The 21,752-nt window shown below is 54.8% G+C and carries 21 protein-coding genes; 8 read left to right on the top strand and 13 right to left on the bottom strand.

Translation table 11 applies throughout. The features are described from left to right. Positions 1–33: 33 nt before the first annotated feature. The 4 genes from purD to EDM54_RS00305 form a co-directional block, all read right to left on the bottom strand. Entirely contained in the window at positions 34–1,302 is a 1,269-nt protein-coding gene (purD, locus tag EDM54_RS00320; protein WP_122957568.1) for a phosphoribosylamine--glycine ligase, read from the bottom strand. Between the two features lie 27 nt (positions 1,303–1,329). Then, positions 1,330–2,877, bottom strand: a complete 1,548-nt coding sequence (purH, locus tag EDM54_RS00315) for a bifunctional phosphoribosylaminoimidazolecarboxamide formyltransferase/IMP cyclohydrolase (protein WP_031932031.1) — start codon at positions 2,875–2,877, stop codon at positions 1,330–1,332. 183 nt (positions 2,878–3,060) lie between these two features. Next, complete coding sequence (locus tag EDM54_RS00310) at positions 3,061–3,435, bottom strand: hypothetical protein (RefSeq protein WP_122957567.1); 375 nt, start codon at positions 3,433–3,435, stop codon at positions 3,061–3,063. 137 nt (positions 3,436–3,572) lie between these two features. Next, the gene (locus EDM54_RS00305; protein WP_003389449.1) at positions 3,573–4,040 is read right to left on the bottom strand and encodes an SRPBCC family protein; all 468 of its coding nucleotides are present in this window, start codon (positions 4,038–4,040) and stop codon (positions 3,573–3,575) included. A 193-nt stretch (positions 4,041–4,233) separates the two neighbouring features. Here EDM54_RS00305 and EDM54_RS26820 point away from each other — a divergent pair, with 193 nt between their 5' ends. From EDM54_RS26820 to EDM54_RS00295, 3 genes are read left to right on the top strand one after another with little or no spacing between them, the layout of a single operon-like run. Next, the gene (locus EDM54_RS26820) at positions 4,234–4,413 is read left to right on the top strand and encodes a hypothetical protein (protein WP_255320295.1); all 180 of its coding nucleotides are present in this window, start codon (positions 4,234–4,236) and stop codon (positions 4,411–4,413) included. 6 nt (positions 4,414–4,419) lie between these two features. Then, entirely contained in the window at positions 4,420–4,809 is a 390-nt protein-coding gene (locus EDM54_RS00300; RefSeq protein WP_255320298.1) for a sigma-70 family RNA polymerase sigma factor, read from the top strand. Continuing rightward, the gene (locus EDM54_RS00295; RefSeq protein WP_003389451.1) at positions 4,793–6,256 is read left to right on the top strand and encodes a hypothetical protein; all 1,464 of its coding nucleotides are present in this window, start codon (positions 4,793–4,795) and stop codon (positions 6,254–6,256) included. The genes EDM54_RS00300 and EDM54_RS00295 overlap by 17 nt, the downstream gene beginning before the upstream one ends. A 109-nt stretch (positions 6,257–6,365) precedes the next feature. Here EDM54_RS00295 and purN read toward each other — a convergent pair whose 3' ends face one another. Genes purN through purC form a run of 7 tightly spaced genes read right to left on the bottom strand, consistent with a single transcriptional unit; the run spans position 6,366 to position 13,358 of the window. Beyond that, positions 6,366–6,980 (bottom strand): phosphoribosylglycinamide formyltransferase, encoded by a 615-nt coding sequence (gene purN / locus EDM54_RS00290; RefSeq protein WP_035989871.1) that lies wholly within the window; start codon positions 6,978–6,980, stop codon positions 6,366–6,368. Then, on the bottom strand, positions 6,974–8,014 hold the full coding sequence (purM, locus tag EDM54_RS00285; protein WP_003389453.1) for a phosphoribosylformylglycinamidine cyclo-ligase: 1,041 nt from the start codon (positions 8,012–8,014) through the stop codon (positions 6,974–6,976). The genes purN and purM overlap by 7 nt, the downstream gene beginning before the upstream one ends. Positions 8,015–8,074: 60 nt before the next feature. Beyond that, entirely contained in the window at positions 8,075–9,493 is a 1,419-nt protein-coding gene (gene purF / locus EDM54_RS00280; RefSeq protein ID WP_003389454.1) for an amidophosphoribosyltransferase, read from the bottom strand. Beyond that, the gene (purL, locus tag EDM54_RS00275; RefSeq protein ID WP_003389457.1) at positions 9,478–11,721 is read right to left on the bottom strand and encodes a phosphoribosylformylglycinamidine synthase subunit PurL; all 2,244 of its coding nucleotides are present in this window, start codon (positions 11,719–11,721) and stop codon (positions 9,478–9,480) included. The genes purF and purL overlap by 16 nt, the downstream gene beginning before the upstream one ends. Next, a complete protein-coding gene (purQ, locus tag EDM54_RS00270) occupies positions 11,702–12,394 on the bottom strand; it encodes a phosphoribosylformylglycinamidine synthase subunit PurQ (RefSeq protein ID WP_003389458.1) in 693 nt (230 codons plus the stop codon). The genes purL and purQ overlap by 20 nt, the downstream gene beginning before the upstream one ends. Before the next feature lie 3 nt (positions 12,395–12,397). Then, positions 12,398–12,646: a phosphoribosylformylglycinamidine synthase subunit PurS gene (purS, locus tag EDM54_RS00265; RefSeq protein ID WP_003389459.1), complete on the bottom strand. Its 249-nt coding sequence runs from the start codon at positions 12,644–12,646 to the stop codon at positions 12,398–12,400. Next, positions 12,639–13,358, bottom strand: a complete 720-nt coding sequence (gene purC, locus EDM54_RS00260) for a phosphoribosylaminoimidazolesuccinocarboxamide synthase (RefSeq protein WP_003389460.1) — start codon at positions 13,356–13,358, stop codon at positions 12,639–12,641. The genes purS and purC overlap by 8 nt, the downstream gene beginning before the upstream one ends. Before the next feature lie 258 nt (positions 13,359–13,616). Between purC and EDM54_RS00255 the strand changes: the two genes are divergently transcribed. Together EDM54_RS00255 and EDM54_RS00250 are read left to right on the top strand one after the other, a co-directional pair. Beyond that, positions 13,617–15,335: a methyl-accepting chemotaxis protein gene (locus EDM54_RS00255; RefSeq protein WP_003389463.1), complete on the top strand. Its 1,719-nt coding sequence runs from the start codon at positions 13,617–13,619 to the stop codon at positions 15,333–15,335. Positions 15,336–15,396: 61 nt separating this feature from the next. Next, positions 15,397–16,269, top strand: coding sequence for an MBL fold metallo-hydrolase (locus EDM54_RS00250; RefSeq protein WP_122957566.1), 873 nt, complete (start codon positions 15,397–15,399; stop codon positions 16,267–16,269). A gap of 78 nt (positions 16,270–16,347) precedes the next feature. Here the strand turns inward: EDM54_RS00250 and EDM54_RS26815 are convergent, their stop codons facing one another. Further along, positions 16,348–17,124 carry a hypothetical protein gene (locus EDM54_RS26815; RefSeq protein WP_003389465.1) on the bottom strand — a complete coding sequence of 259 codons (777 nt, stop codon included), beginning with the start codon at positions 17,122–17,124 and terminating at the stop codon, positions 16,348–16,350. A gap of 139 nt (positions 17,125–17,263) precedes the next feature. Here EDM54_RS26815 and EDM54_RS00240 point away from each other — a divergent pair, with 139 nt between their 5' ends. Together EDM54_RS00240 and EDM54_RS00235 are read left to right on the top strand one after the other, a co-directional pair. Next, on the top strand, positions 17,264–18,463 hold the full coding sequence (locus EDM54_RS00240; protein WP_003389466.1) for an iron-containing alcohol dehydrogenase: 1,200 nt from the start codon (positions 17,264–17,266) through the stop codon (positions 18,461–18,463). Between the two features lie 171 nt (positions 18,464–18,634). Further along, positions 18,635–19,750 carry an aminopeptidase gene (locus EDM54_RS00235; RefSeq protein ID WP_122957565.1) on the top strand — a complete coding sequence of 372 codons (1,116 nt, stop codon included), beginning with the start codon at positions 18,635–18,637 and terminating at the stop codon, positions 19,748–19,750. Positions 19,751–20,003: 253 nt separating this feature from the next. Here EDM54_RS00235 and EDM54_RS00225 read toward each other — a convergent pair whose 3' ends face one another. Beyond that, entirely contained in the window at positions 20,004–20,849 is an 846-nt protein-coding gene (locus EDM54_RS00225; RefSeq protein ID WP_039070059.1) for a DUF169 domain-containing protein, read from the bottom strand. A 210-nt stretch (positions 20,850–21,059) separates the two neighbouring features. Between EDM54_RS00225 and EDM54_RS00220 the strand changes: the two genes are divergently transcribed. Beyond that, positions 21,060–21,644: a hypothetical protein gene (locus tag EDM54_RS00220; RefSeq protein WP_039070060.1), complete on the top strand. Its 585-nt coding sequence runs from the start codon at positions 21,060–21,062 to the stop codon at positions 21,642–21,644. The last annotated feature ends 108 nt before the right edge of the window (positions 21,645–21,752 follow it).

Below are 21,752 nucleotides of genomic sequence, written 5' to 3'. Positions count from 1 at the left end.
CAGACCCGTTCTCGCTTCTCGTACGCCCTTACCTTACCGGTTTCCCAGCGCCTTGGCAGCGATGTCGGTGCGGTAGTGGGCGCCTTCGAAGGAGATGGAACGTACCGCCTCGTAGGCAGACGCTCTCGCTTCCTCCAGGTCTTTGCCGATGCTGGTCACGCCGAGTACGCGGCCGCCGCTCGTGACTGTGCCCTCTGGCGTTTGCTTGGTGCCGGCATGAAAGACGGCTACGCCTTCTGCTTGCTGCTCCAGTCCGGTGATGAGCGAGCCCTTCGGGTACTCACCGGGGTAGCCGGGAGCAGCCATGACGACGCAGACCGCACTCTCCTGCTTCCACTCAACATCCAGGGAAGCCAGTTCGCCGTTGACCGTCGCCGTGCAAATATCCACCAGATCGGTCTTGAGGAGCGGCAGAATGACCTGCGTCTCCGGATCGCCGAAGCGGGCGTTGAATTCCACAACCTTCGGCCCCTCCGAGGTGATCATCAAACCGGTGTACAGCACGCCGCGAAACGGAATGCCGTCCCGGACCATGCCGGATGCCATCGGCTGGACGATTTTTGCCACGATTTCATCTACCAGCTTGGCTGACATGTGCGGTACCGGCGCATAGGTGCCCATTCCCCCGGTATTCGGTCCTTGATCGTTGTCAAACACCCGCTTGTGGTCCTGGGAGGTGATCATCGGCTTGACCGTCTCTCCATCGACAAAGGAGAGGAGGGACAGTTCTTCTCCGCGCATGCACTCTTCGATGACCACACGGGCTCCTGCCTGGCCGAATGCGTTCTCTTCCATGATGCTGTACAACGCCCGCTCCGCTTTTTCCAGCGTCTCCGCCACCACGACCCCTTTGCCTGCGGCAAGTCCATCCGCTTTTACCACAATCGGCGCTCCCTGCTCACGCACATAAGCAAGTGCAGACTCATAGTCGATAAAGGATTCATACTTCGCTGTCGGTATGTTGTAACGCTTCATCAGATATTTGGCAAACGATTTGCTTCCCTCGATTTTCGCAGCTTGGGCAGTCGGTCCGTAGATCGGCAGGCTGCGCTCCAGGAAAAAGTCGACAATGCCTCCCAGCAGCGGGTCCTCCGGGCCTACAATCGTCAAATCGATGCCTTCGTCCTTGGCAAACTGTGCCAGTGCGGCAAAATCATGAACGGGAATCGGCACGTTCTTCGCCAGCAGGGCTGTTCCTCCATTGCCGGGGGCACAGAAAATCTTTTTCACCTTGGAGCTTTGCGCCAGCTTCCAGACAATGGCGTGTTCACGGCCGCCGCTGCCGATTACCAGTACGTTCATCGTATTCCCTCCTGTATTCTCTCTCTTCTAATGCTTAAAGTGTCGCACACCAGTAAAGACCATGGCAATCCCAAAACGGTTGCAGGCATCAATCGATTCTTGGTCCCGTACAGAGCCGCCTGGTTGGATAATCGCCGTAATTCCCGCTTTTGCCGCTGCTTCGACGGTATCGGGCATCGGGAAAAAAGCATCGGAAGCCATTACGGAACCGCGGGCTTTTTCACCAGCCTGCTCGATGGCAATCTTGGCAGAACCGACTCGATTCATTTGACCGGCTCCTATACCGATGGTCATGTTATCTGCGGCCAGTACGATCGCGTTGGATTTGACGTGCTTGACCACCTTCCAGGCGAATTTCAACTGCGCCAGCTCCTCGGCTGTAGGCTCTCTGTCGGTAGCGACGCGAATCTCCTCATCGGCGAGCTGCTTGAGATCGTAATCCTGAACCAGCGCTCCGCCCGCTACCGGCGCTACCCGGAGAACAGCGGCATCTTTTTGGACAGGCGCCAGATCCGGCAGGCGCAAGAGGCGCAGGTTTTTCTTTTCAGTCAGGACATTCAATGCCTCCTCGGTAAAATCGGGAGCGAGGATAATTTCCAAAAAGGTTTCTTTCATCAACAGGGCCGTCTCTTTATCGATCGGCCGGTTGGCAGCGACGATCCCGCCGAAAATCGAAACCGGGTCGGCTTCAAACGCTTTTTGATACGCCTCGCGGACATCGCCGCCAATGCCGACACCGCACGGATTGGAGTGCTTGATCGCGACGACTGCCGGCTCTGTAAATTCACGGACGATAGCGAGAGCCGCATCCGCATCATTAATATTATTGTAGGAAAGCTCTTTTCCATGTAATTGCTCAGCGCCAGCGACAGAAGTCATCCCCGCAAGCGGTTCCTGATAGAAAGCTGCACGCTGATGCGGATTTTCGCCGTAGCGCAAATCCTGCACCTTTTCATACGTCACGGTCAGGCTTTCCGGAAATGCTTCTCCCACCTGATTGTTCAGGTAGCGCGCGATCAGGGCATCATACGCGGCCGTATGCCCGAATACCTTGGCAGCCAATAGACGGCGTGTTTCCCGTGTAGTATCGCCCGCTGCTTCAATTTCTCCGGCCACTTTCTCGTAATCCGCTGCGTCCACAACCACTGTGACGAATTGGTGGTTTTTGGCGGCAGAGCGAAGCATCGTCGGACCGCCGATATCAATATTTTCAATTGCCTCGGCATAAGTAACGCCGGGTTTCGCAATCGTTTCTTTAAATGGATACAAATTGACTACGACCAGATCAATCGTGTCGATGTTCAGTTCTTTCAACTGCTGAAGATGCGACTCGTTGTCGCGAACAGCCAAGAGACCTCCATGAATATTCGGGTGCAGCGTCTTGACGCGTCCGTCCATGATTTCTGGAAAACCGGTCACATCTGAAATGCCAATGACGGGGATGCCCGCTTCCTTGAGCAGAGAAGCTGTCCCGCCGGTAGAAATGATCTCGACCCCAGCGGCAGCCAAGCGGCGCGCAAAAGGTACCAACCCAGTTTTGTCCGAAACGCTGATCAGTGCTTTTTTCACACTCACGAATAGAACCTCCTGACTTTTTTCAAAAAGGTTGTAAAAACACGAACATTACATATACATTAAAACATAATTGTACGTTTTTATCAAGATTGTTCGGACAAAACAAAACGCAGCCTTCGGTGCCGGGGCACAGTCGGCTGCGTATCTTTTTTGTTCTCGTTATACGATACAGCGTTTATCCTGTCATGTCCGCTTCTTTTTGCGGCTTTGCATCTTTTTGATCCGTTCCGCCAAAGAGAGGTTTTTCACTTTTCCGCTGCCCTTCGGGGACGATTTTTTCTTTTCTCCCGATTCCTTCTTCTGACTGGTCGTCATGAGCTCCCCGATTGTATCCGCGGAAAGGGATTTGCCGTCTTTTACCTGCTGCCTGACTTTGTCTTTCGTTTCGTCCGAAAGATCAAGTCCCATATCCGACAGCTCACTCAAGACGGATTCAATATTTCCGTTCCCGTTTTTAGGGAGTTTCTCCGCAAGCTTCATAATGTCGGTCATCGTCCACTCCCGACCCGTTCGTTTACTCAGCTTCCCCAACAGATCGGCTACGAAGTCCCCGTTCATTTGGCCCCTCCTTATTTCCACCTTCCCTTTACTGTATGTCGGGGCATGCGAAAAGTTTTTGTTGACGAGCGTCTATACGCTCGGTTTTTTTGGGGGACAGCTTATAGGTCCAACCGTTCTGAGAGGATCGCCGTTTTTTATTCACAGCACTTTGCGACCGGCTGCGCACTCGCGTACTTTTCAAGCCCGGCCAACGCCATGTTCCATGCCTGCTCAAACCAGCCGCGTGCAGCGTCCCATTCTTCTGTGCTGCCCCATCCGTTATGCACAAGCTGCACGTTGGTTCCTTCTCCGTCCGGAATGAAGGATACGACGACATGGGTGAGCGGACGCGCTTCGTTCATCAGTGAGGCAAACTGCCTTGTCCCCTTCCATTCAAAGACCAGCAGTTTGTTCTCCTCGATGGCCAGCACCTTGCAGCCGATAGTGCTGTCGTTTTCGCGATCGTCCGGTGCCCAGAACAGCTCGTATTTGCCTCCCGCCACAGGCTCCACCTCCGCCGCATTGGTCAGCCAGCTGGCCAGATGCTCGCTCCCGGTAAAGAATTGAAAGGCTTGCGCAGGGCCGCAAGATAGCTTTACGCTTTTATGTATGACCTTATCCATGTTATTCCTCTCCTTCCAGGTACTTTGTTTGATTATACCGGAAAGACTGAACATTCCGCTTCTTCTTGTTTGCTCTTTTGAGCGAGATCGCGAAAAGTTTTTTGAAGAGTGTCTGAGTGTTTTACCAAAATCGAAACGTAGTCATTGATACATAGATGAAACGAACGTTGAAAGGGGCCCGGCGTGGATCGAAATGAACATCAGCGAAGAGAACCTTGCAAGCGAACTAAAGAACCGCAATCCGATTGCTTTGGAATACGCAATGAACGTATACGGAAAAAACGTCTACACCCTCGTGTACCGGATCATCGGCGGCATCGGGAGCCGGGAAGACATCGAAGAGTGTGTAAGCGACGCTTTTATCACCGCGTAGAAAAAAATTGCCGAATTCGATGAAAGCCGGGGAACATGGAAAACGTGGCTGCTGATTCTCGCCAAATACAAAGCGCTGGATTATCGCCGCAAGCTTCAGGAGCGGGGCAATGGAGCGCCATTGGCTGCAGAACCGACTTCCCGTACAGACCTGGAGACCGTTGTCCTCTCCCGCGAGCGTTCCGCACAAATTGTCGCTCTGATTCGCTCCTTTCCCGAACCGGACAGACGCATTTTTATCAAACGGTATTTTTACTACGAGACTTTGGAGAACATCGCGGCTGAGACGGGGTTGACCAAAAAGGCGGTCGAGAATCGGCTGTTTCGCTCCCGGCAAGCCCTCAGGCAGCAGATGCACCTTTTGGAACAGGAGGATACGTATGAAGGGAAGAGATGAACAAGCCGTATTTGACCTGATTGATCAAATAAGCGAAGAAGACTGGCGTGACTTCAAGGACTTCCGTGATTTCCCGGACTTCCGAGAATCCCCGGACTTCCGAGAATCCCCGAACTTCCTCGATTTCCCGGACTTTTACGATTTGCATGAACCCCCTTCCCATGCGGCTCTTCCTCTGGACAACGCTGCGTTGGACCGGATCAAAACGAGAACATGGCATGAGCTGGGCATTCATCCGCATGCCCAAAGCTCCGACTCTGTCCAAAAGAAGCCCGCAACGCCCCGAAGACGCTATCATAAAAGGGCTTTCGCTGCAGCCATCCTGCTTGTTTTGCTGGGAGCCGCTATCGGTTTATCTGAAGAGGTACGGGCAGAACTCAAAAAGATACTGCAGTTCCTCCCGGGATTTGGCACAGTAAGCGAAGGGAACGGGCATCCCGTCTATGTGCTGGAGAAGCCTGTCTCGGCAGAAGCGCGCGGTTCTGAATGGAAGGTGGACGGCATCATGATCGGGGAGCAGGAAGCCTCGATCAGGCTGAGGGGAACAGGCGGACATGCCCCCGACAAGATCACCCTGTCTACGGGCCAATCCGATAAGGAGCGCTATGAATTTAAGCACGGCACGTTCACCAGCTCAAGCAATGGGTGGAAGGCATCATATACGTATCGGGGAGCCATTCCGTTTTCCGGTCATGAGGCCGTATTCGTAGAGCTGCCAGTGGCTGTTATCGGTCCCTTGCCGCTTGTGTTGGCCAAGCAGGCTGGCAATCTAGACGGTCTTGGCCCGACCGCAGCAAAAAACGGCGTCACGATTACGGCAGTGACGACCCCGATGGCGCAGAAACGGATCAGGGTAAACCTGCTGTCCATCCTGCCTGACGGTCTTGAACTAGACTCCTTCGGCATAGATCCGCTCAATAAAAGCGAGGAGACAAGGCTGAAGCTGACAAATGAACGAGGCGGCAACCTCGAGATCCAAAAAGATTCAATTTTTGCCAATCAGAACGAGTTTTTCTTCACAGGGTCACCGCAGGATTTAGAGCGTTACCGCTTGTCGATCCCGTATATTCGCGTCGCCGATAAACATGCACCGCAACAGCAGGTAACAGTGCCTGTTCCTTTACAGGAAGGATCGGCAAATATTGATCAAACAGTGCTCCTGGCAGGCTTTCCTGTCGATTTTACAAAAGTGGAGCGAGTCGATTCCGAGACTGTCCGCGTGCACGTAAATGTCCGCTTTGATTCCGGTCTGGCGAAGACGCTGCAAAGCTTCAAGGTCTATACACAGAACGCCGACCGGATGTCCTATATGTGGAAAGCAGCCGAAGATACGGGAGCGATCGAATACTTGGAGCTGGAGGTGCAGCCTGGCATGGAGGAGCTGACCTTTTTCATCGGGGAACCGCGCTACCTCTTGAAGGGCCCGTGGCAAATGGTGATAGAATAAGAGCCTGCCCTTTCATCTTCCCCCTTCTGCAACGCAAAAATGGGTGCCCATTGTCAGATCTGACTTGTGGGACACCCATTTTATTCAGATTGTACTGTACAGTGAAACACTATTTCGTTCCTTGTCGTACATGACGCCCTTCCACTTTTACCCGGCCTGTGAGCAATTTGTCGATGACGTCGACGAGCAATCCATGCTCCACCTGATGAATCCGGGCGCTCAGGCTCTCGGCTGTGTCATCCTCCAGCACCTCTACAGGTGTCTGCGCGATGATCGGACCGGTATCCAGTCCGGCATCGACCATATGCACCGTTACCCCCGTTATCTTTACCCCGTAGGAGAGTGCCTGGCCGACGGCATCCTTGCCCGGAAACGCGGGGAGCAGCGACGGGTGAAGGTTGATCATGCGCCCCTCGTATGCCTGAAGCAGCGTATCTCCGACCAGCCTCATATATCCGGCCAATACGACAAGCTCTACTTCTCTCTTCTGCAGCTCGGCGACGATTTCCCGCTCGAAAGTGGCCTTGTCCGGATATGCTTTCGGATCGAACACAAACGCATCTACGCCAAGCCGAGCAGCCCGTTCCAAAACGCCGGCGCCCGGTTTGTCGCATACGAGCAGGGCAATCTCGGCTCCCGCCAGACGGCCGCTTTTTGCCGCTTGCACGACCGCTTCAAAATTGGAGCCGCTGCCAGATGCAAAGACGGCTATCCGCTTCACCACGCCACCCCGTTGTATACGACCTTTCGTTCCCCGGCAGCGATATGGCCGATCCGGTACGGCTGCTCGCCCGACTGCTTCAGCGTCTCCATCGCCCGCTCGGCATCCTCCGGCTTGACGACCGCGATCATGCCGATCCCCATATTGAAAGTGCGGTACATGTCGCTCCAGGAAATATTCCCGGATTCCTGCACCAGGGAAAAGATCGGCAGCACCGGCCACGTCCCGACGTCGATGACCGCCTGCGTCCCTTCCGGCAATACGCGCGGAATGTTTTCCGTAAAGCCGCCGCCGGTGATGTGGGCCATCGCTTTCACCTCGACCGCATCCAGCAGCGACAACATCTGTTTTACGTAGATGCGTGTAGGAGTCAAGAGCTCCTCGCCCAATGTTTTGCCGAGGACGTCCATATGCTCGCTCAGAGAAAGGCCGCGGTCAGCCAGCAGAACCTTGCGGACAAGCGAAAAGCCGTTGCTGTGGACTCCGCTTGCGGCCAGCCCGATCAGCACGTCGCCCGGCTTCACCGAAGCGCCGGTAATCAGCTTGTCTTCGTCAGCCACGCCTACCGTAAACCCGGCGATGTCGTACTCGCCTTCCGCGTACATGCCTGGCATTTCCGCCGTTTCGCCGCCGATCAGGGAGCAGCCTGCCTGGGCGCAGCCGTCGGCAATCCCCTTGACGATGGCTTCGATTTTCTCCGGAACGACCTTGTCGCACGCCAGATAGTCGAGGAAAAAGAGCGGTTCCGCTCCTTGCACCACTACGTCGTTGACGCACATGGCCACCGCGTCGATCCCGATCGTGTCGTGTTTGTCCATGGCAAAAGCCAGCTTCAGCTTGGTGCCGACTCCATCCGTTCCCGAGACGAGCACCGGCTTTTTGTATTTGGTCGTATCGAGACGAAACAGAGCGCCGAACCCGCCCAGATCAGTGAGCACCTCCGGCCGGAATGTCCGTTTGACGTGCTTTTTCATGCGCTCGACCGCCTGATTGCCCGCCTCTATATCTACTCCCGCTTGCTTGTATGCATCACTCATGGTTTCTCCTCCATCGGTAGAGGTTGGTTGTTGGCTTTGCAAAAACACGCAGCTTGCCTGTCAGCACTTATCTGAAGGCAGCGCCGCTTCGTATTCCACTTCTGTCGGGTAGTCTCCGTTGAAACATGCCAGACAGTGACCGCGGTTGGGAGAGCCATCCTCGCGGCCGATCGCGTCGATCATGCCTTCGATTGTCAAAAAGCTGAGCGAATCGGCGCCAATGAATTGGCGGATTTCTTCCACCGATTTGGACGAAGCGATCAGCTCGTCGCGCGTCGAGGTGTCGATGCCGTAAAAGCAGGAGTTCATGACCGGCGGCGAACTGATGCGGACGTGGACTTCCTTTGCCCCCGCGTCTCGGAGCATTTGCACGATCCTGCTGCTCGTCGTCCCGCGGACAATCGAATCGTCAATCATGACCACCCGCTTGCCTTCGACCACCTTGCGAACGGCTGACAGCTTCATGTACACGCCGCGCTCGCGCAGCTCCTGGGTCGGCTGGATAAAGGTGCGTCCCACATAGCGGTTTTTGATCAAGCCCAGCTCGTAAGGAATTCCCGTCGCCTCCGCGAAACCGATTGCGGCAGAAATGCTCGAATCGGGAACGCCGGTCACGACGTCGGCTTCCACAGGCGCTTCGAGAGCGAGCTGTTTCCCCAGACGCTTGCGGGCCATGTGGACGTTGATGCTGTCGATGTCGCTGTCCGGACGGGCAAAGTAAATATATTCAAATGTGCAGATCGAGCGTTTGGTGTTTTCGGCAAATGTGGACTCGCGGACGCCGTCCTCGTCGACCACGATCAATTCGCCCGGCTGAACGTCCCGCCAGTACTCTGCGCCGATGATGTCAAACGCGCACGTCTCCGACGCCACGCAAATCGCATCGCCGAGACGCCCCAGCGAAAGCGGACGCAGGCCGTTGGGATCGAGCGCGATGATTAGCTGTTTTTCATTCATGACGAGAAGTGCGTAGGCTCCCTTGATATGCTGCAGCGCCTCGCGGACAGCCTCGGTCAAATCGCTGCTTTTGGAACGGGCGATCAAGTGCGCGATCACCTCAGTGTCGCTGGTCGTCTGAAAGATCGAGCCTTTTGCCTCCAGCTCCTTTCTGAGAACCGAAGCGTTGACCAGGTTGCCGTTGTGAGCCACAGCCATGCTGCCGTGAGCGTAGCGGAAAAAGAGCGGCTGCGCGTTCTCGATCTTGCTCGAACCCGCAGTGGTGTAGCGTGTATGACCGATGGCAATGTTGCCGCGAAAGGTTTGCAGATCCACACCGGCAAACGCCTCCGCCACCAGCCCCATCCCCCGGTGTTTGTACCAGCGCTCGCCATCGGAGGCGCAGATGCCTGCGCTCTCCTGACCGCGATGCTGCAGGGCGTGCAGCCCCAGATACGTCAGCGGGGACGCTTCCTTGTGGTTGTAGATGCCAAAAACGCCGCATTCTTCGTTCAGTTTGTCCCAGATTACCCGATCAAACATGGAATCGCATCCTTCCATGCGGCCTTCAAAGCTGTCAGCGGTGCGTGTACAGCTTCGACCCCGTTGATGTTCACCACCAGTTGCTCTCCGCCAGTCTGTCCGATTGCCTGCGCAGGCACGCCCATTTCGCCGGCCAGAGCCAGCACCTCATCGGCCTTTTCCGTGGCGACACTGATCAGGATGCGGGACTGCGATTCGCTGAACAACAGCACATCCGCTCTCAGATCAGAGGACAGGGAAACTGTCGCGCCGATGTTTTCGCCAAAGCACGCTTCCGCAAGAGCCACGCCGAGGCCGCCTTCCGACAAGTCGTGTGCCGATTTGACCAGCCCGTTGCGGATGGCGTCCAGCACCAGCTTCTGCACAGCCGCCTCTTTTTTCAAGTCCAGCTGAGGCGGACGGCCGGAAATCGCGCCAGTCGCATATTTTTGATACTCGCTTCCGCCCAGCTCGGCAAAGGTTTCGCCGAGCAGGATGACGACATCTCCCTCAGCCTTGAAATGCTGCGTAGTGATGTGATCCACATCCGTGATCAGGCCCACCATCCCGATCGTCGGGGTTGGGTAGATGGCATCGCCGCTCCGCTCGTTGTAGAAGGAGACGTTTCCTCCGATGACAGGCGAATTCAGCGCCAGGCAGGCTTCGCTCATGCCGTCAACGGCTTTTTCAAACTGCCAGAACACCTCCGGCTTCTCCGGACTGCCAAAATTCAGGCAGTCTGTGACCGCGAGCGGCTCGGCACCAGAGCAAACGACGTTGCGCGCCGCTTCCGCCACGGCGATGGCACCGCCCACCTGCGGGTCCAGATACACGTAGCGTCCGTTGCAATCCGTGCTCATCGCCAGCGCCTTGCGGGTACCGCGCACCATCACGACAGCGGCGTCGGAGCCTGGCTTGACGGCTGTGCCTGCCCGGACGATGTGATCGTATTGTTCATAAACCCATGCTTTGCTCGCGACCGTCGGCTGGGCCAGCAAAGCCTTGAGCGTTTCATTCAAATCCTTCGGCTCGCTGATCGCCGCCACCGGGTCCACCTTGGCATTCGCCTCGTAATAGGCGGGAACCCTGGAAGGGCGATGGTACACAGGAGCGTCATCCGCCAGCGTTTTCACCGGCACCTCTGCGACCACCTCGCCGTGATGGAGCAGTCTGAGCAGGCCGTCATCCGTCACTTTTCCTACGACGGCAGAAGCCAATCCCCATTTGTCAAAGAGAGCGATTGCCTCTGCTTCTTTGCCCTTTTCCACGACGACGAGCATGCGCTCCTGGGATTCGGACAGCATCATTTCATACGCGGACATGCCCGCCTCCCGCTGCGGCACCAGATCGAGGTTCATCTCGATTCCATTGCCCGCCTTGGAAGCCATCTCCGCGCTGGAGCAGGTCAGGCCGGCCGCCCCCATATCCTGAATGCCGACGACGATTCCGGTGTCGATCAGCTCCAGGCATGCCTCGAGCAGCAGCTTTTCCATGAACGGATCGCCTACCTGCACAGCGGGGCGCTTTTTCTCCGATTCTTCATTCAATTCCTCGGAAGCGAAGGTAGCCCCGTGAATGCCGTCACGGCCGGTGCTCGCTCCCACGTAAATGACCGGGTTGCCGATGCCGCTGGCCACCCCTTTTTGAATCTTGTCGTGGTCGATCAGACCGACGCACATTGCGTTGACGAGCGGGTTTCCTTCATACGTAGGGTCGAAGTTGACTTCGCCGCCTACAGTCGGAATCCCGATGCAGTTGCCGTAGCCGGCAATCCCGGCGACTACGTTTTCAAACAAGTATTTGACGCGCGGGGTTGTCAGTTCCCCGAAGCGCAGCGAATTGAGCAAAGCGACCGGACGCGCTCCCATCGAGAACACATCGCGGATGATGCCGCCTACTCCTGTTGCCGCTCCCTGGTACGGTTCGATGGCAGAAGGGTGGTTGTGGCTTTCGATCTTGAAAACGACAGCCTGATTGTCGCCGATGTCGACGATGCCGGCGCCTTCACCCGGTCCTTGCAGGACGCGCGGGCCGGTCGTCGGGAAGCGGCGCAGGACAGGGCGGGAGTTTTTATACGAGCAGTGCTCCGACCACATCACGCTGTAGAGCCCTGTTTCCGTCCAGTTGGGCTGGCGTCCCAGAATGTTGACGACGCTCTTGTATTCTTCGTCTGTGAGACCGATTTCGCGATAAAGCTTTTCTTCGGCAATTTGCTCGGCAGTCGGTTCTTTATGAGTGAGCTTGGACACTGTTTCGTTCCCTCCATGTCTGTAGAATCGAGGTAAACATGCGCCGTCCGTCAGCAGAACTCATCCATTCGTGAACAGCGCGCTCCGGATGGGGCATCATGCCCAGCACGTTGCCTTTTTCGTTGCAGATGCCAGCGATATCCTCCAGTGAGCCATTCGGGTTTTCCCCGTGATAGCGGAACACGATCTGATTGTTGGCTTTCAGTTTTTCCAGTGTTTCTTCGTCACAGTAGTAGTTGCCCTCGCCGTGTGCGATCGGGATCTGGATGACTTCACCCGCCGCGTAATCGCGGGTAAAGGCGGTGTCATTGTTCTCGACGCGGAGCGCGGACAGCTTGCAGCGGAATTTGAGCGAACGGTTTCTCAGCAGCGCTCCCGGCAGAAGCCCTGCTTCGGTGAGAATCTGGAAGCCGTTGCAGATGCCCATGACCAGCTTGCCTTGCTCGGCCGCCTTGATGACCTGCTCCATCACCGGGGAAAAACGGGCGACGGCGCCGCAGCGCAGATAATCGCCGTAGGAAAAGCCGCCCGGCAGCAAAATGACATCGTAGCGGGACAAGTCGTTTTCTGCGTGCCATACGTAGTCGACCGGCACTCCCATCACGTCTTCCACTGCATTGTACAAATCCACGTCAGCATTGGAACCGGGAAATACGATAACGGCTACACGCATCGCTCAGCCCTCCACAATCTCGAAGCGATAGTCTTCGATGACAGTGTTGGCAAGCAGCTTCTCGCACATTTCGGAAACCCGTTCCTCCGCTTTGCTCAGGTCGGAAGTATCCAGCTCCACTTCGAGATACCTTCCGATGCGAACGTCCTTTACCTCGTCGAATCCAAGCGAATGCAGCGCTCCTTTTACTGCATGGCCTTGCGGGTCCAATACGCTTTGACGCAATGTAACGTAGACGACAGCTTTATACATGTGCCTCTCCTCCCAATCGTTTGAGCATTTCCTGATACGCTTCCTCTACTTTGCCGAGATCGCGGCGAAAACGGTCCTTGTCCAGCTTTTCTCCCGTCTCGGCATCCCAGAACCGGCACGTGTCCGGCGATATTTCATCGGCGAGGAGAATCTCTCCTTCCGGTGTACGACCAAACTCCAATTTAAAATCGACGAGAAGGATGCCCCTCTCCCGCAAATACGGCTGCAATACGTCGTTGACCATCAATCCCAAACGCTCCAGTGCAGCCAAATCTTCTTCGCTGGCGATACCCATCACCTTGATGTGAGAAGGATTGACGAGCGGATCTCCGAGCGCGTCGTCCTTGTAGTAAAACTCGACGACCGGCTGAGGAAGCACAGTGCCTTCCTTCATGCCCAGGCGCTTGGCCAGAGAACCGGCGGCGATGTTGCGCACGACAACTTCCAGCGGAATGATCGCCACCTGCCGTACCAGCTGCTCCGTGGGCGACAACAGGCGTATGAAGTGATTGTCGATGCCGCGCTGTTTCAACATCGTGAAAAAGATTGCGGTAATCCGGTTGTTCAGTTCTCCCTTGCCGGTGATGGTCGCTTTCTTTTCTCCGTTAAAAGCAGTGGCGTCATCCTTGTACTCCACCCAATACTGATTGTCCAAAGACGTACGATAGATACGCTTTGCCTTGCCTTCGTAAAGTTGTTCTCGTTTTTCCACTTCCGGAGCCACCTTCCCCCGATGATATGGGTTTGATCAAACCAATTCACGAACGATTCAATTTCATTTAAACATAATTATACGCCATTATCAACGGAAATTAACAAATATACCTTCGACAAACGTTCGGGAATTATTGTATAAAAACATCATTTTCTCTCTTAATATTCGTTTACATTACATCCACACCAGCTTTACATTCCTTCACTACAATGGAAATGGGACTATCTGACTACGCAATTTTTCAGGGGGACAAACATGATCAAGAGACAATCCGTTTTTACGCCTCTCGCAGCTCCATTCGCCCGCCTGCACAGGAACATACGGCTACAGACAAAGATCACCGTTCCGCTGCTGTGCCTGCTGCTTTTTTCCTCCATCATCATCGGCGGCGCGTTTTATTCCCAAGCCAAACAGATGATTATCTCCCAGATGGAAGCAAGACTGGACTCTGAAACCGAAAAGATTACGGAAAAAATCGCGCTGATGAAGTTCACGTTTGCCTCCGACGACAAAACATACAAAAAACGGCTGCAGTACGAGCTGCGACAGCAGCAGGCCGGTCTGGCCCAAAAAGGATTGGACATCCAGCAGTTTGTGGTCCGTGACGGCCTTTTCGAACCGATTGAAAACATTACGAAAAGGGCGATTGACTTTCCCGGGGAGCTCGCCGCGCAAATACAAGCCCAGCGCTTTGGCGTTACCCATATAAATGCAGGCGGGGCCGTACATACACTGGCTTTCAGTCACTCGCCCGAAGAAAATTTCATCTACATCATTGCCGTTCCGCAAAAGCAGTACCTCGCTCCCCTGGACCAAACAGGGAAATTTATCTTGTTTACCATCGCAGTTTGCCTGATCCTTTCCTTGATTCTTTGCTGGTTCATTGTTCGCGGCATCACGGCACCCTTTCAGACTCTGATTGCCAACATGCGCCGGGTTAGCTCCGGAGATCTGACCCAACGGACCGACCTCAGCCATGAAGGGCCGGAAATCCGCTCCATCGCAGACAGCTTCAATCACATGGTCGAACAGATGGCGGATATCGTGACCGAGATCAAGCGGATGATTGTCGAATTAAACAGAGACGGTCATGAAATTCGGCTCGCTGCCGAGGAGGCCGGAGAGCGCTCTTCGCTGTTGGCCCTGCGCCTCGATACGGTGAACAAGGGCGTCGAGGAAACGGCCAGCTCCACAGAATCTGCCACCGCCTCTTTTCAACGGATGAAGACGGACATGGATGAACTGTTTAAGGAGATCGCCTCTGTCCTTGCATCAGGAAAAGAGATGGAGCAAGTGGCGCTCAACGGCCAGGAAAGGATCGACGATCTAACCTCCATGATCCGCCGCTTTTCCGGGAGATACGAGCAGCTTTACAACCGGATGTCCGCCCTTCGGGAGCAGTCTGAATCGATTGGAGCCGTCGTCGGGCTGATCCAAAACATTTCCAAGCAGACAAAGCTGCTGGCGCTGAACGCCACGATCGAAGCGGCAAGGGCAGGTCAATACGGCCGGGGCTTCGCCGTCGTCGCGGACGAAGTAGCCAAGCTGGCCGGGGAGTCGGAAACAGCAGCGGTCGAAATCTCCCACATGATGCAAAGCATCCGGGGTGAAGCGCACTCCGTTTCTGCGGAAACGACAGAGGCTGCCGGACAATTGCAGCAAAGCATGGAAAAGCTGCACGAAGCGGAGAAAGCCTTTCTTCTGCTCAGGCAGACGATCGACCGGACCGCCGTACAACTGGAGGCTGCAAGCAAAGGCTTGTCCGGTATCTCAGATGATTTGGATGAAGTCGATGCTACACTCGAAACGTTCGTCGCTGTCTCCCAGGAGACCAGGACAAGTACGGAAGAGATGCTGCACACGTCCAGGGAGCAGCTGGCCTCGATCGAAAAGTCGCGCAGACTGGCAAGCGAACTGTTGGCCCTGTCTGGCCGCCTGCATGAGCTGAGCGACAAGTTTCGGGTTGCGTCATGATAATTTCGCTTCCAACTGCAAACAGTAAGAGGGAAAATGGACAGATCGGGAGGGAATATCATTGCGGGATACCTATATTCCGGTTACTTCGGCGGCAAGCGGCATCGGCCAGGAGATCGCCTCTGACGTGTTTGCCCTTTGCATACAGGTCGTAAACCTCTGCTTTGTCGGAGAACCTCAGTCCGGGCAGTGGGTGCTCGTCGATGCCGGGATGCCCAAGTCGGCTCCTGACATTGCGGCTGCGGCTGAAAAACGCTTTGGTTCGGGAGCGCGCCCAAAGGCAATCGTCCTGACCCACGGTCATTTTGACCACGTCGGCGCGGTGATCGATCTGGCCGATCGGTGGGATGTCCCTGTATATGCCCACGAGCTGGAAAAGCCTTATCTAGATGGCACCTCCGATTATCCCGAACCGGATCCGGGCGTAGAAGGAGGTCTGGTCGCGAAGCTGTCGCCGCTGTTCCCGAACGGAGGCATCGATCTGGGCAGCCGGCTGCAGACCTTGCCGGCAGACGGAACCGTTCCGTTTATGCCGGGGTGGCGCTGGATTCATACGCCCGGCCACTCCCCCGGCCATGTCTCTTTGTTTCGGGAGCAGGACCGGGTGCTGATCGCCGGGGATGCTTTTGTCACAGTGAGACAGGATTCTCTCTATAAAGTGCTGACGCAAATGACCGAGATTACCGGCCCGCCCCGGTACTTTACGACTGACTGGGAGGCCGCCCGGGAGGCGGTTGAAAAGCTAGAAGCGCTGCGTCCGTCGATAGCCGTCACGGGTCACGGTCTGCCCGTCTCGGGTGAAGAGCTGGCAGAAGGACTGGCGCGGTTGGTGCGCGACTTTGACAGCATAGCGCTTCCCGATTACGGGCGGTATGTGCCTGAGCGCTCCGTTCAGACCGACTCTGCGGGCCAGGGGGATCATGCGCTTTTTTAGCAAACAGAAAAAACGCGGGGAATTTCCCGCGTCAGATTCAAAAAGCCCCTTTCGGATGAAACGGGGCTTTTCAATGGTTTAGTATGAATCTGTTTTGATTACAAATCCAAATGGGTGTTCTTGATCATCCTTATAGGCATTGATTCGAAAACCTCTGTAAACTGTTTTACTCTTCTTAGGATTCGAATCCAGAGCAGAAGCGAAGTGCTTCTCTAATTTGAATTGATAGTGATTGTCTTCATGGGTATAGGGCACCTCCTTGATCTCTTTATCCGTATATAATTGTTTCCCCTCTGAATCGAGGAGAACGTCCAAAATCGCTATATGATCGAATTCTGTACCGCCAAAATCAATGGTAACTGTCTCGCCGCTTTTGTAGTATGCAATCTCTGGATGAACCGTTGGATCAAACGCAAATGTGAATTGGTCTTTGAAATTTTGTACACCTTTCAAATCATGCAAGGGAAAAGTATCCTCTCCGATTATTATATTTTTTGCCTCTTTCCCGACTGGATTCTCAACGACTGCACTGTTTTCTTCCTTCGTCTCAGAGGCATCCCCGCATCCGCTGATTCCTGCCAGGATCAAAGCCACTAGCAGGAAGCCTTTGAAGCTGTTCATTTTTTTCATCTCCCCTTCTATTAATTTATTCCGAATTGAAATGAGCCCCTGCGATAAGTCTGGCGACCTATCTGTTTCGATTGCGTCCCACGATATCCAAAGCTGTACCGTTACCAGAATCATGCTCCAGAATTTTTTCCGAATTTCTATGGCTTCCTCGCCACTGATGTATTGTCCCGGCAGCTCGTGAAACAGCAGGAGATATTCCAGAAGCTCCGGATCGTCCGGCGACAACTCTGCTGCCTTTCACGTGTGAGAAAGAGCCGACTCATAATCGCCCTCATAATGATTGAGTGCCATCGTTCTCCAAGCCCGCTCCCTTTTTGTGATACACTATCTAATAGAAAGAATGCGTGAAAGGATGGGATTTGTCATGTTGCCGTTTGAATTGTCGTTTCCGACTCGCATATTGTTTGGAACCGGGGAAATCGCAAAGGTTGGACAGGAAGCAAAGAGTCTCGGGCAAAAGGCGCTGCTCGTCACCGGCGGAAGCTCCGCAAAGCGAACGGGCTTGCTGGACAGAGTGCAGGCCTTCTTGAACGAACAGCACGTTTCCCATGTGCTCTTTGACAAAATCGAACCGAATCCCCGTACTTCGACCGTCGATCAAGGAGCTTCCCTTGCCCGCGAGCACGGTTGTGATTTTATCATTGCCCTCGGCGGAGGTTCGGTGATGGACGCGTCGAAGGCGATCGCGGCTGCCGCTTTATCCGGCCGCCCGATTTACGATTACATGCGCGGAAATCCGAGCGGAACCGCAAAGGATCTGGTCCCTGTACAGGAGGCCTTGCCGCTCATGGCGATCCCGACAGTCGCGGCGACCGGCTCCGAAGCCAACAACATCAGCGTACTGACGCACTGGGACACACATGAAAAATCGTCGATCAACGGGCCTGCCCTGTACCCGCGGGTAGCGATCCTGGACCCCGCCTTGACGTACACCGTACCCGCGCATGTGACGGCTGAAGCGTGCGCCGATATTTTTTCGCACATGTTTGAATCGTATTTGATCAGCGCCCCGGGCACACATGTGCAGGATGGAATCACCGAGTCGCTCATCCGTCTCGTCGTCGAGCACTCGCTGACAGCGATTCGCCAGCCGGATCACGAAGAGGCCCGTGCGACGCTGCTATGGGCCAGCACCCTTGGGATCAGCCCCTTTGCCATCGGCGGACGCGGGGCAGGCATGCCGCTACACCAGATCGAGCATCCCCTGAGCGGCCATTACGACATGGCTCATGGACGCGGGCTGGCGATCTTGTCGCTGCCTTATTTTGAGCAGATCATTCTGCAAGACCGTCCGGAACGGCTGGCGCGAATGGGACGGGAATGCTTCGGCGTATCCGAAACGGATGAGCTGGCAGCAGCGCGGGCAGCGATCAAGGCCGTACAACGTTGGTATGAGGCGATGGGCATCACACAGCGTCTGTCCGACTTCGGCGTCGACAAACATGCTCTGGAGGAGCTCGCCCGCGAGTCGATCGTCATTGGCGGCAGAGGAGCCGGCTATCTCCCAAGCTCCCGCCCTCTGTCCGAGCAGGATGTAATCTCCATCTACGAAGCATGCTTGTAAACGCCTGACGCTGGCGTTCGGACAAGGGCCGCTTCGCTATGCATACCTCACGAGCGGTTTTTTAGCGGCCCGGTAAATCGTAAATATGCTCGTCCTAACGACTGGCACGGCTGTTTCGGCTATGCGATAATATGATGGATAAAAATTTTTTTACTATGGAGGTTACACACAATGGCAGATCCGCGCATTAACGAGCTAGCCAGTCGCCTCATCCGTTACTCGCTCAACCTGCAAAAAGGGGAAAAAGTCCTCATTGAAAATACCGGCATCCAGGTGCCGCTGGTGCGCGCACTGGTGCGGGAAGCGTTCGCTGTAGGCGCACTCCCTTTGGTAACGCTGAAGGATCAGGAGATTTTGCGTGCCTTGAAGCAAGGGACAAGCAAAGAGCACATGGAGCTGATCGCCAAGCATGAGCTCGCCCGCATGAAGGACGTCGATGCCTACATCGCCGTTCGCGCTTACGACAATATCAACGAATTTGCAGACGTGTCCGAAGAAAAGATGGGCCTGTATTCCCGCCACTGGTATCAGCCAGTTCACACGAACGAGCGTGTACCGAACAAGCGCTGGGTCGTGCTCCGCTACCCGAACAAATCAATGGCCCAGCTGTCCAACATGAGTCTCGAAGGCTTCGAGGACTTCTACTTTGATGTGTGCAACCTGGACTACTCCAAAATGTCCAAGGCGATGGACCCGCTCAAAGCGCTGATGGAGCGCACAGACCGCGTCCGGATCGTCGGACCGAAAACGGACCTGTCCTTCTCGATCAAAGGCATCCCCGCGATCAAGTGCGACGGAAAGCGCAATATTCCGGACGGCGAGGTATATACCGCACCGATCCGCGATTCTGTGGAAGGAACCATCTTCTACAATGCCGCCTCCAACTACCACGGCATCTCGTTTACCGATGTCCAGTTTACGTTCTCCAAAGGAAAAATCGTCGAGGCCACCAGCTCCAACACGAAGGCCCTGAACGAAATCCTGGATACGGATGACGGTGCCCGCTATATCGGCGAATTCGCGATTGGCTTTAACCCGCACATTCTGCACCCGATGCTCGACATCCTGTTCGACGAGAAGATTGCCGGCAGCTTCCACTTCACCCCCGGCAATTCCTACACCGTGGCAGACAACGGCAACCGCTCCTCGATTCACTGGGATTTGGTGCAAATCCAGCGCCCAGAGTACGGCGGCGGTGAAATCTGGTTTGACGATGTACTGATCCGTAAAGACGGACGGTTTGTCTTGCCGGAGCTGGAAGGTCTGAATCCGGAGAATTTGGTGTAAAACTTTTTTACACAGCAGAAGACTGCTCGCTTGAGGTGGCGAGCAGTCTTTCTTATTCTCTTTCTTCTCCGTTTCTTTTGGCTTTTTTCGGGCCTTTTGCTTTTTTTGAGGGCTTTTTGCTTTTTTTCGGGGTCTTTTTCCTTTTCGGGGGTCCTTTGCCTTTTTTTAGCTTCTTTAGCTCTTTTAGCTTTATTGGCTCTTTTGGCTCTTTTGGCTCTTTTGGCCCTTGAGGCCCGCTTAGGCCACTTTTGCTTTATTCCTTCCCTTCCGTCTGAACCAGCTTGCTCCCTTGACTTACCTGCTCCTCCCCCGCGCTTGCCTCTGACACCGCACCTGGAAACATGCTTGCCAGCTTCTGATAGGTCGGCGGAAACTCTGCCTGGTAGCGAAGGTAGGTGGGAATCGGGTAGCGAATGCCGCCCCGGTTCGTACCCTCCAAGCCCTCGACCAGCTCCGCCGCGTCGCGGAAATGAAAGCTGAAAGCCATCTCGTGATCCTGTGTTTGCGCAAACAGCCTGTCGCCATAGCAAGGAACGATCACCTGGGGCTCTCCGGTCTGCAGCGGCTTGATCGCTATATCGGCGCAGTCGGCCCGGCTGGAAAACGTCGACGGGATCGATCCGCCCCGTTTGTACAGCATTCCCGCCACCAGACGCATGACTTGGGCGGAGTTTCCGTAAATGACGACCACGTCCGGGTCAAAAGGAGCCCGCTCCAGCGGAAACGAGACGTAATACCCGCTCTCTTCCCGCGAAAGCTTGGGTACATCCTGCTCGCTTTTGGCGCCAGCCTCCAGAGAATCCGTGTACATGCCACAGGCGAGATGCCCTTCGGAATAAAACGGAAGCTGTTCCTCATAGCCGAATGCCACCTGGGCGATCGGACAGGAGAGATCCGCGCCGTTCATGGCAATCGTCCAGCCGTAGCGACGGGAAAAGCTGACCGCCTGGCAGATGGTGATGAGATAGCCCAGATCCTGTGACGGGCGCTTTGCTTTTGCAGGCAGCTCGCTCTGGCTTTTGACAATTTTAATCCCCACCGGAAAAGTGTCAGGACGAATAAACGATTGGATGGCTTCACGCAATTGCTGTATGCTCATAACTTTTCCCTCCGGTCGCTTTTTTTGAATATTTCTGCAATGTTAGTCAAAAAACCTGTTTCTTCCCCACAAATTACGGGATGATGCCAAAACATATGCACATTACAGAAATGTAAGGTGAGGGAAAGGTAAATCGATTTATTGTCGGCTGTTTGTATAGTACCTTTGTTAGTAGAGAAAGTTTGACACTTGGTGGAGGAAACGAAAGAAATGAAGAAGTTGGGGATTGTCGTAATAAGTATCGTATTGTTGCTGCTGACCGGCTGCGGGCGCCAGTCCTCCCCTGAGCAGGTCCAGGGCCTTGGAAAGGCTGAGGCTGCCGCCATCGCCCAAGCGGCGGTGAAGAAATTCTTTCAAGCCGAAGTAGATATAGAGGACCGGGAAGTGACTTTGGAAGATCCCGACTCCTTGATTGACAGCGATACGCACCAGCCTATCTACCGAGGAGTGCCCGTCCATGCCGTTCTCAAGCGAAAGCCGCAGGACGGAGAAATCGCGGCCTTCCATGCGGTTATAGACCCAAAGACGAAGCAAATCCTTTCCCTTTCCATAGATCGAATGAACAAACAGACAACACAGACAACATCGCTGTCGACCGAAGAGCTAGAGCGGATCGCGGCTGATTACGTCCGCTCTCGGGCGCTTTTGAGCCCGCAAGCCGTGAAATTGGTGAAGTGTTCTCCCGTCAGCACGGGCGACCGAAAGCAGTACTTTTATTTTACAGACGATCAGTATACCGTGGCTGTCGGGGTTGATACAGAATCGCGGCAGATCGTAACCTTTACGTTTGACTGACGGCTCCCGGAGGGCCGTCAGTCGTTCACTTTCCAATAGCGATCCTATTTTTTTGAAATCCACGGCTCGATAAGCGCATTTACCACAAAGTCTCATCACCTCTCCTCT

Origin of the sequence: Brevibacillus borstelensis, from assembly GCF_003710865.1 — a bacterium.
Lineage (GTDB): Bacteria > Bacillota > Bacilli > Brevibacillales > Brevibacillaceae > Brevibacillus > Brevibacillus borstelensis.
The sequence above is the reverse complement of the archived record's forward strand: the minus strand, read 5'-3'. Positions and strand labels throughout refer to the sequence as shown.

Coding starts and splice junctions, on each gene's coding strand:
- purS (WP_003389459.1), bottom strand. CDS start 12,646: ATGTATAAAGCTGTCGTCTACGTTACATTGCGTCAAAGCGTATTGGAC.
- EDM54_RS00220 (WP_039070060.1), top strand. CDS start 21,060: ATGAAGAAGTTGGGGATTGTCGTAATAAGTATCGTATTGTTGCTGCTG.
- EDM54_RS00255 (WP_003389463.1), top strand. CDS start 13,617: ATGATCAAGAGACAATCCGTTTTTACGCCTCTCGCAGCTCCATTCGCC.
- EDM54_RS00305 (WP_003389449.1), bottom strand. CDS start 4,040: ATGGATAAGGTCATACATAAAAGCGTAAAGCTATCTTGCGGCCCTGCG.
- purD (WP_122957568.1), bottom strand. CDS start 1,302: ATGAACGTACTGGTAATCGGCAGCGGCGGCCGTGAACACGCCATTGTC.
- EDM54_RS00225 (WP_039070059.1), bottom strand. CDS start 20,849: ATGAGCATACAGCAATTGCGTGAAGCCATCCAATCGTTTATTCGTCCT.
- EDM54_RS26820 (WP_255320295.1), top strand. CDS start 4,234: ATGAACATCAGCGAAGAGAACCTTGCAAGCGAACTAAAGAACCGCAAT.
- purM (WP_003389453.1), bottom strand. CDS start 8,014: ATGAGTGATGCATACAAGCAAGCGGGAGTAGATATAGAGGCGGGCAAT.
- purQ (WP_003389458.1), bottom strand. CDS start 12,394: ATGCGTGTAGCCGTTATCGTATTTCCCGGTTCCAATGCTGACGTGGAT.
- purF (WP_003389454.1), bottom strand. CDS start 9,493: ATGTTTGATCGGGTAATCTGGGACAAACTGAACGAAGAATGCGGCGTT.
- EDM54_RS00240 (WP_003389466.1), top strand. CDS start 17,264: ATGTTGCCGTTTGAATTGTCGTTTCCGACTCGCATATTGTTTGGAACC.
- EDM54_RS00310 (WP_122957567.1), bottom strand. CDS start 3,435: ATGAACGGGGACTTCGTAGCCGATCTGTTGGGGAAGCTGAGTAAACGA.
- EDM54_RS00295 (WP_003389451.1), top strand. CDS start 4,793: ATGAAGGGAAGAGATGAACAAGCCGTATTTGACCTGATTGATCAAATA.
- EDM54_RS00235 (WP_122957565.1), top strand. CDS start 18,635: ATGGCAGATCCGCGCATTAACGAGCTAGCCAGTCGCCTCATCCGTTAC.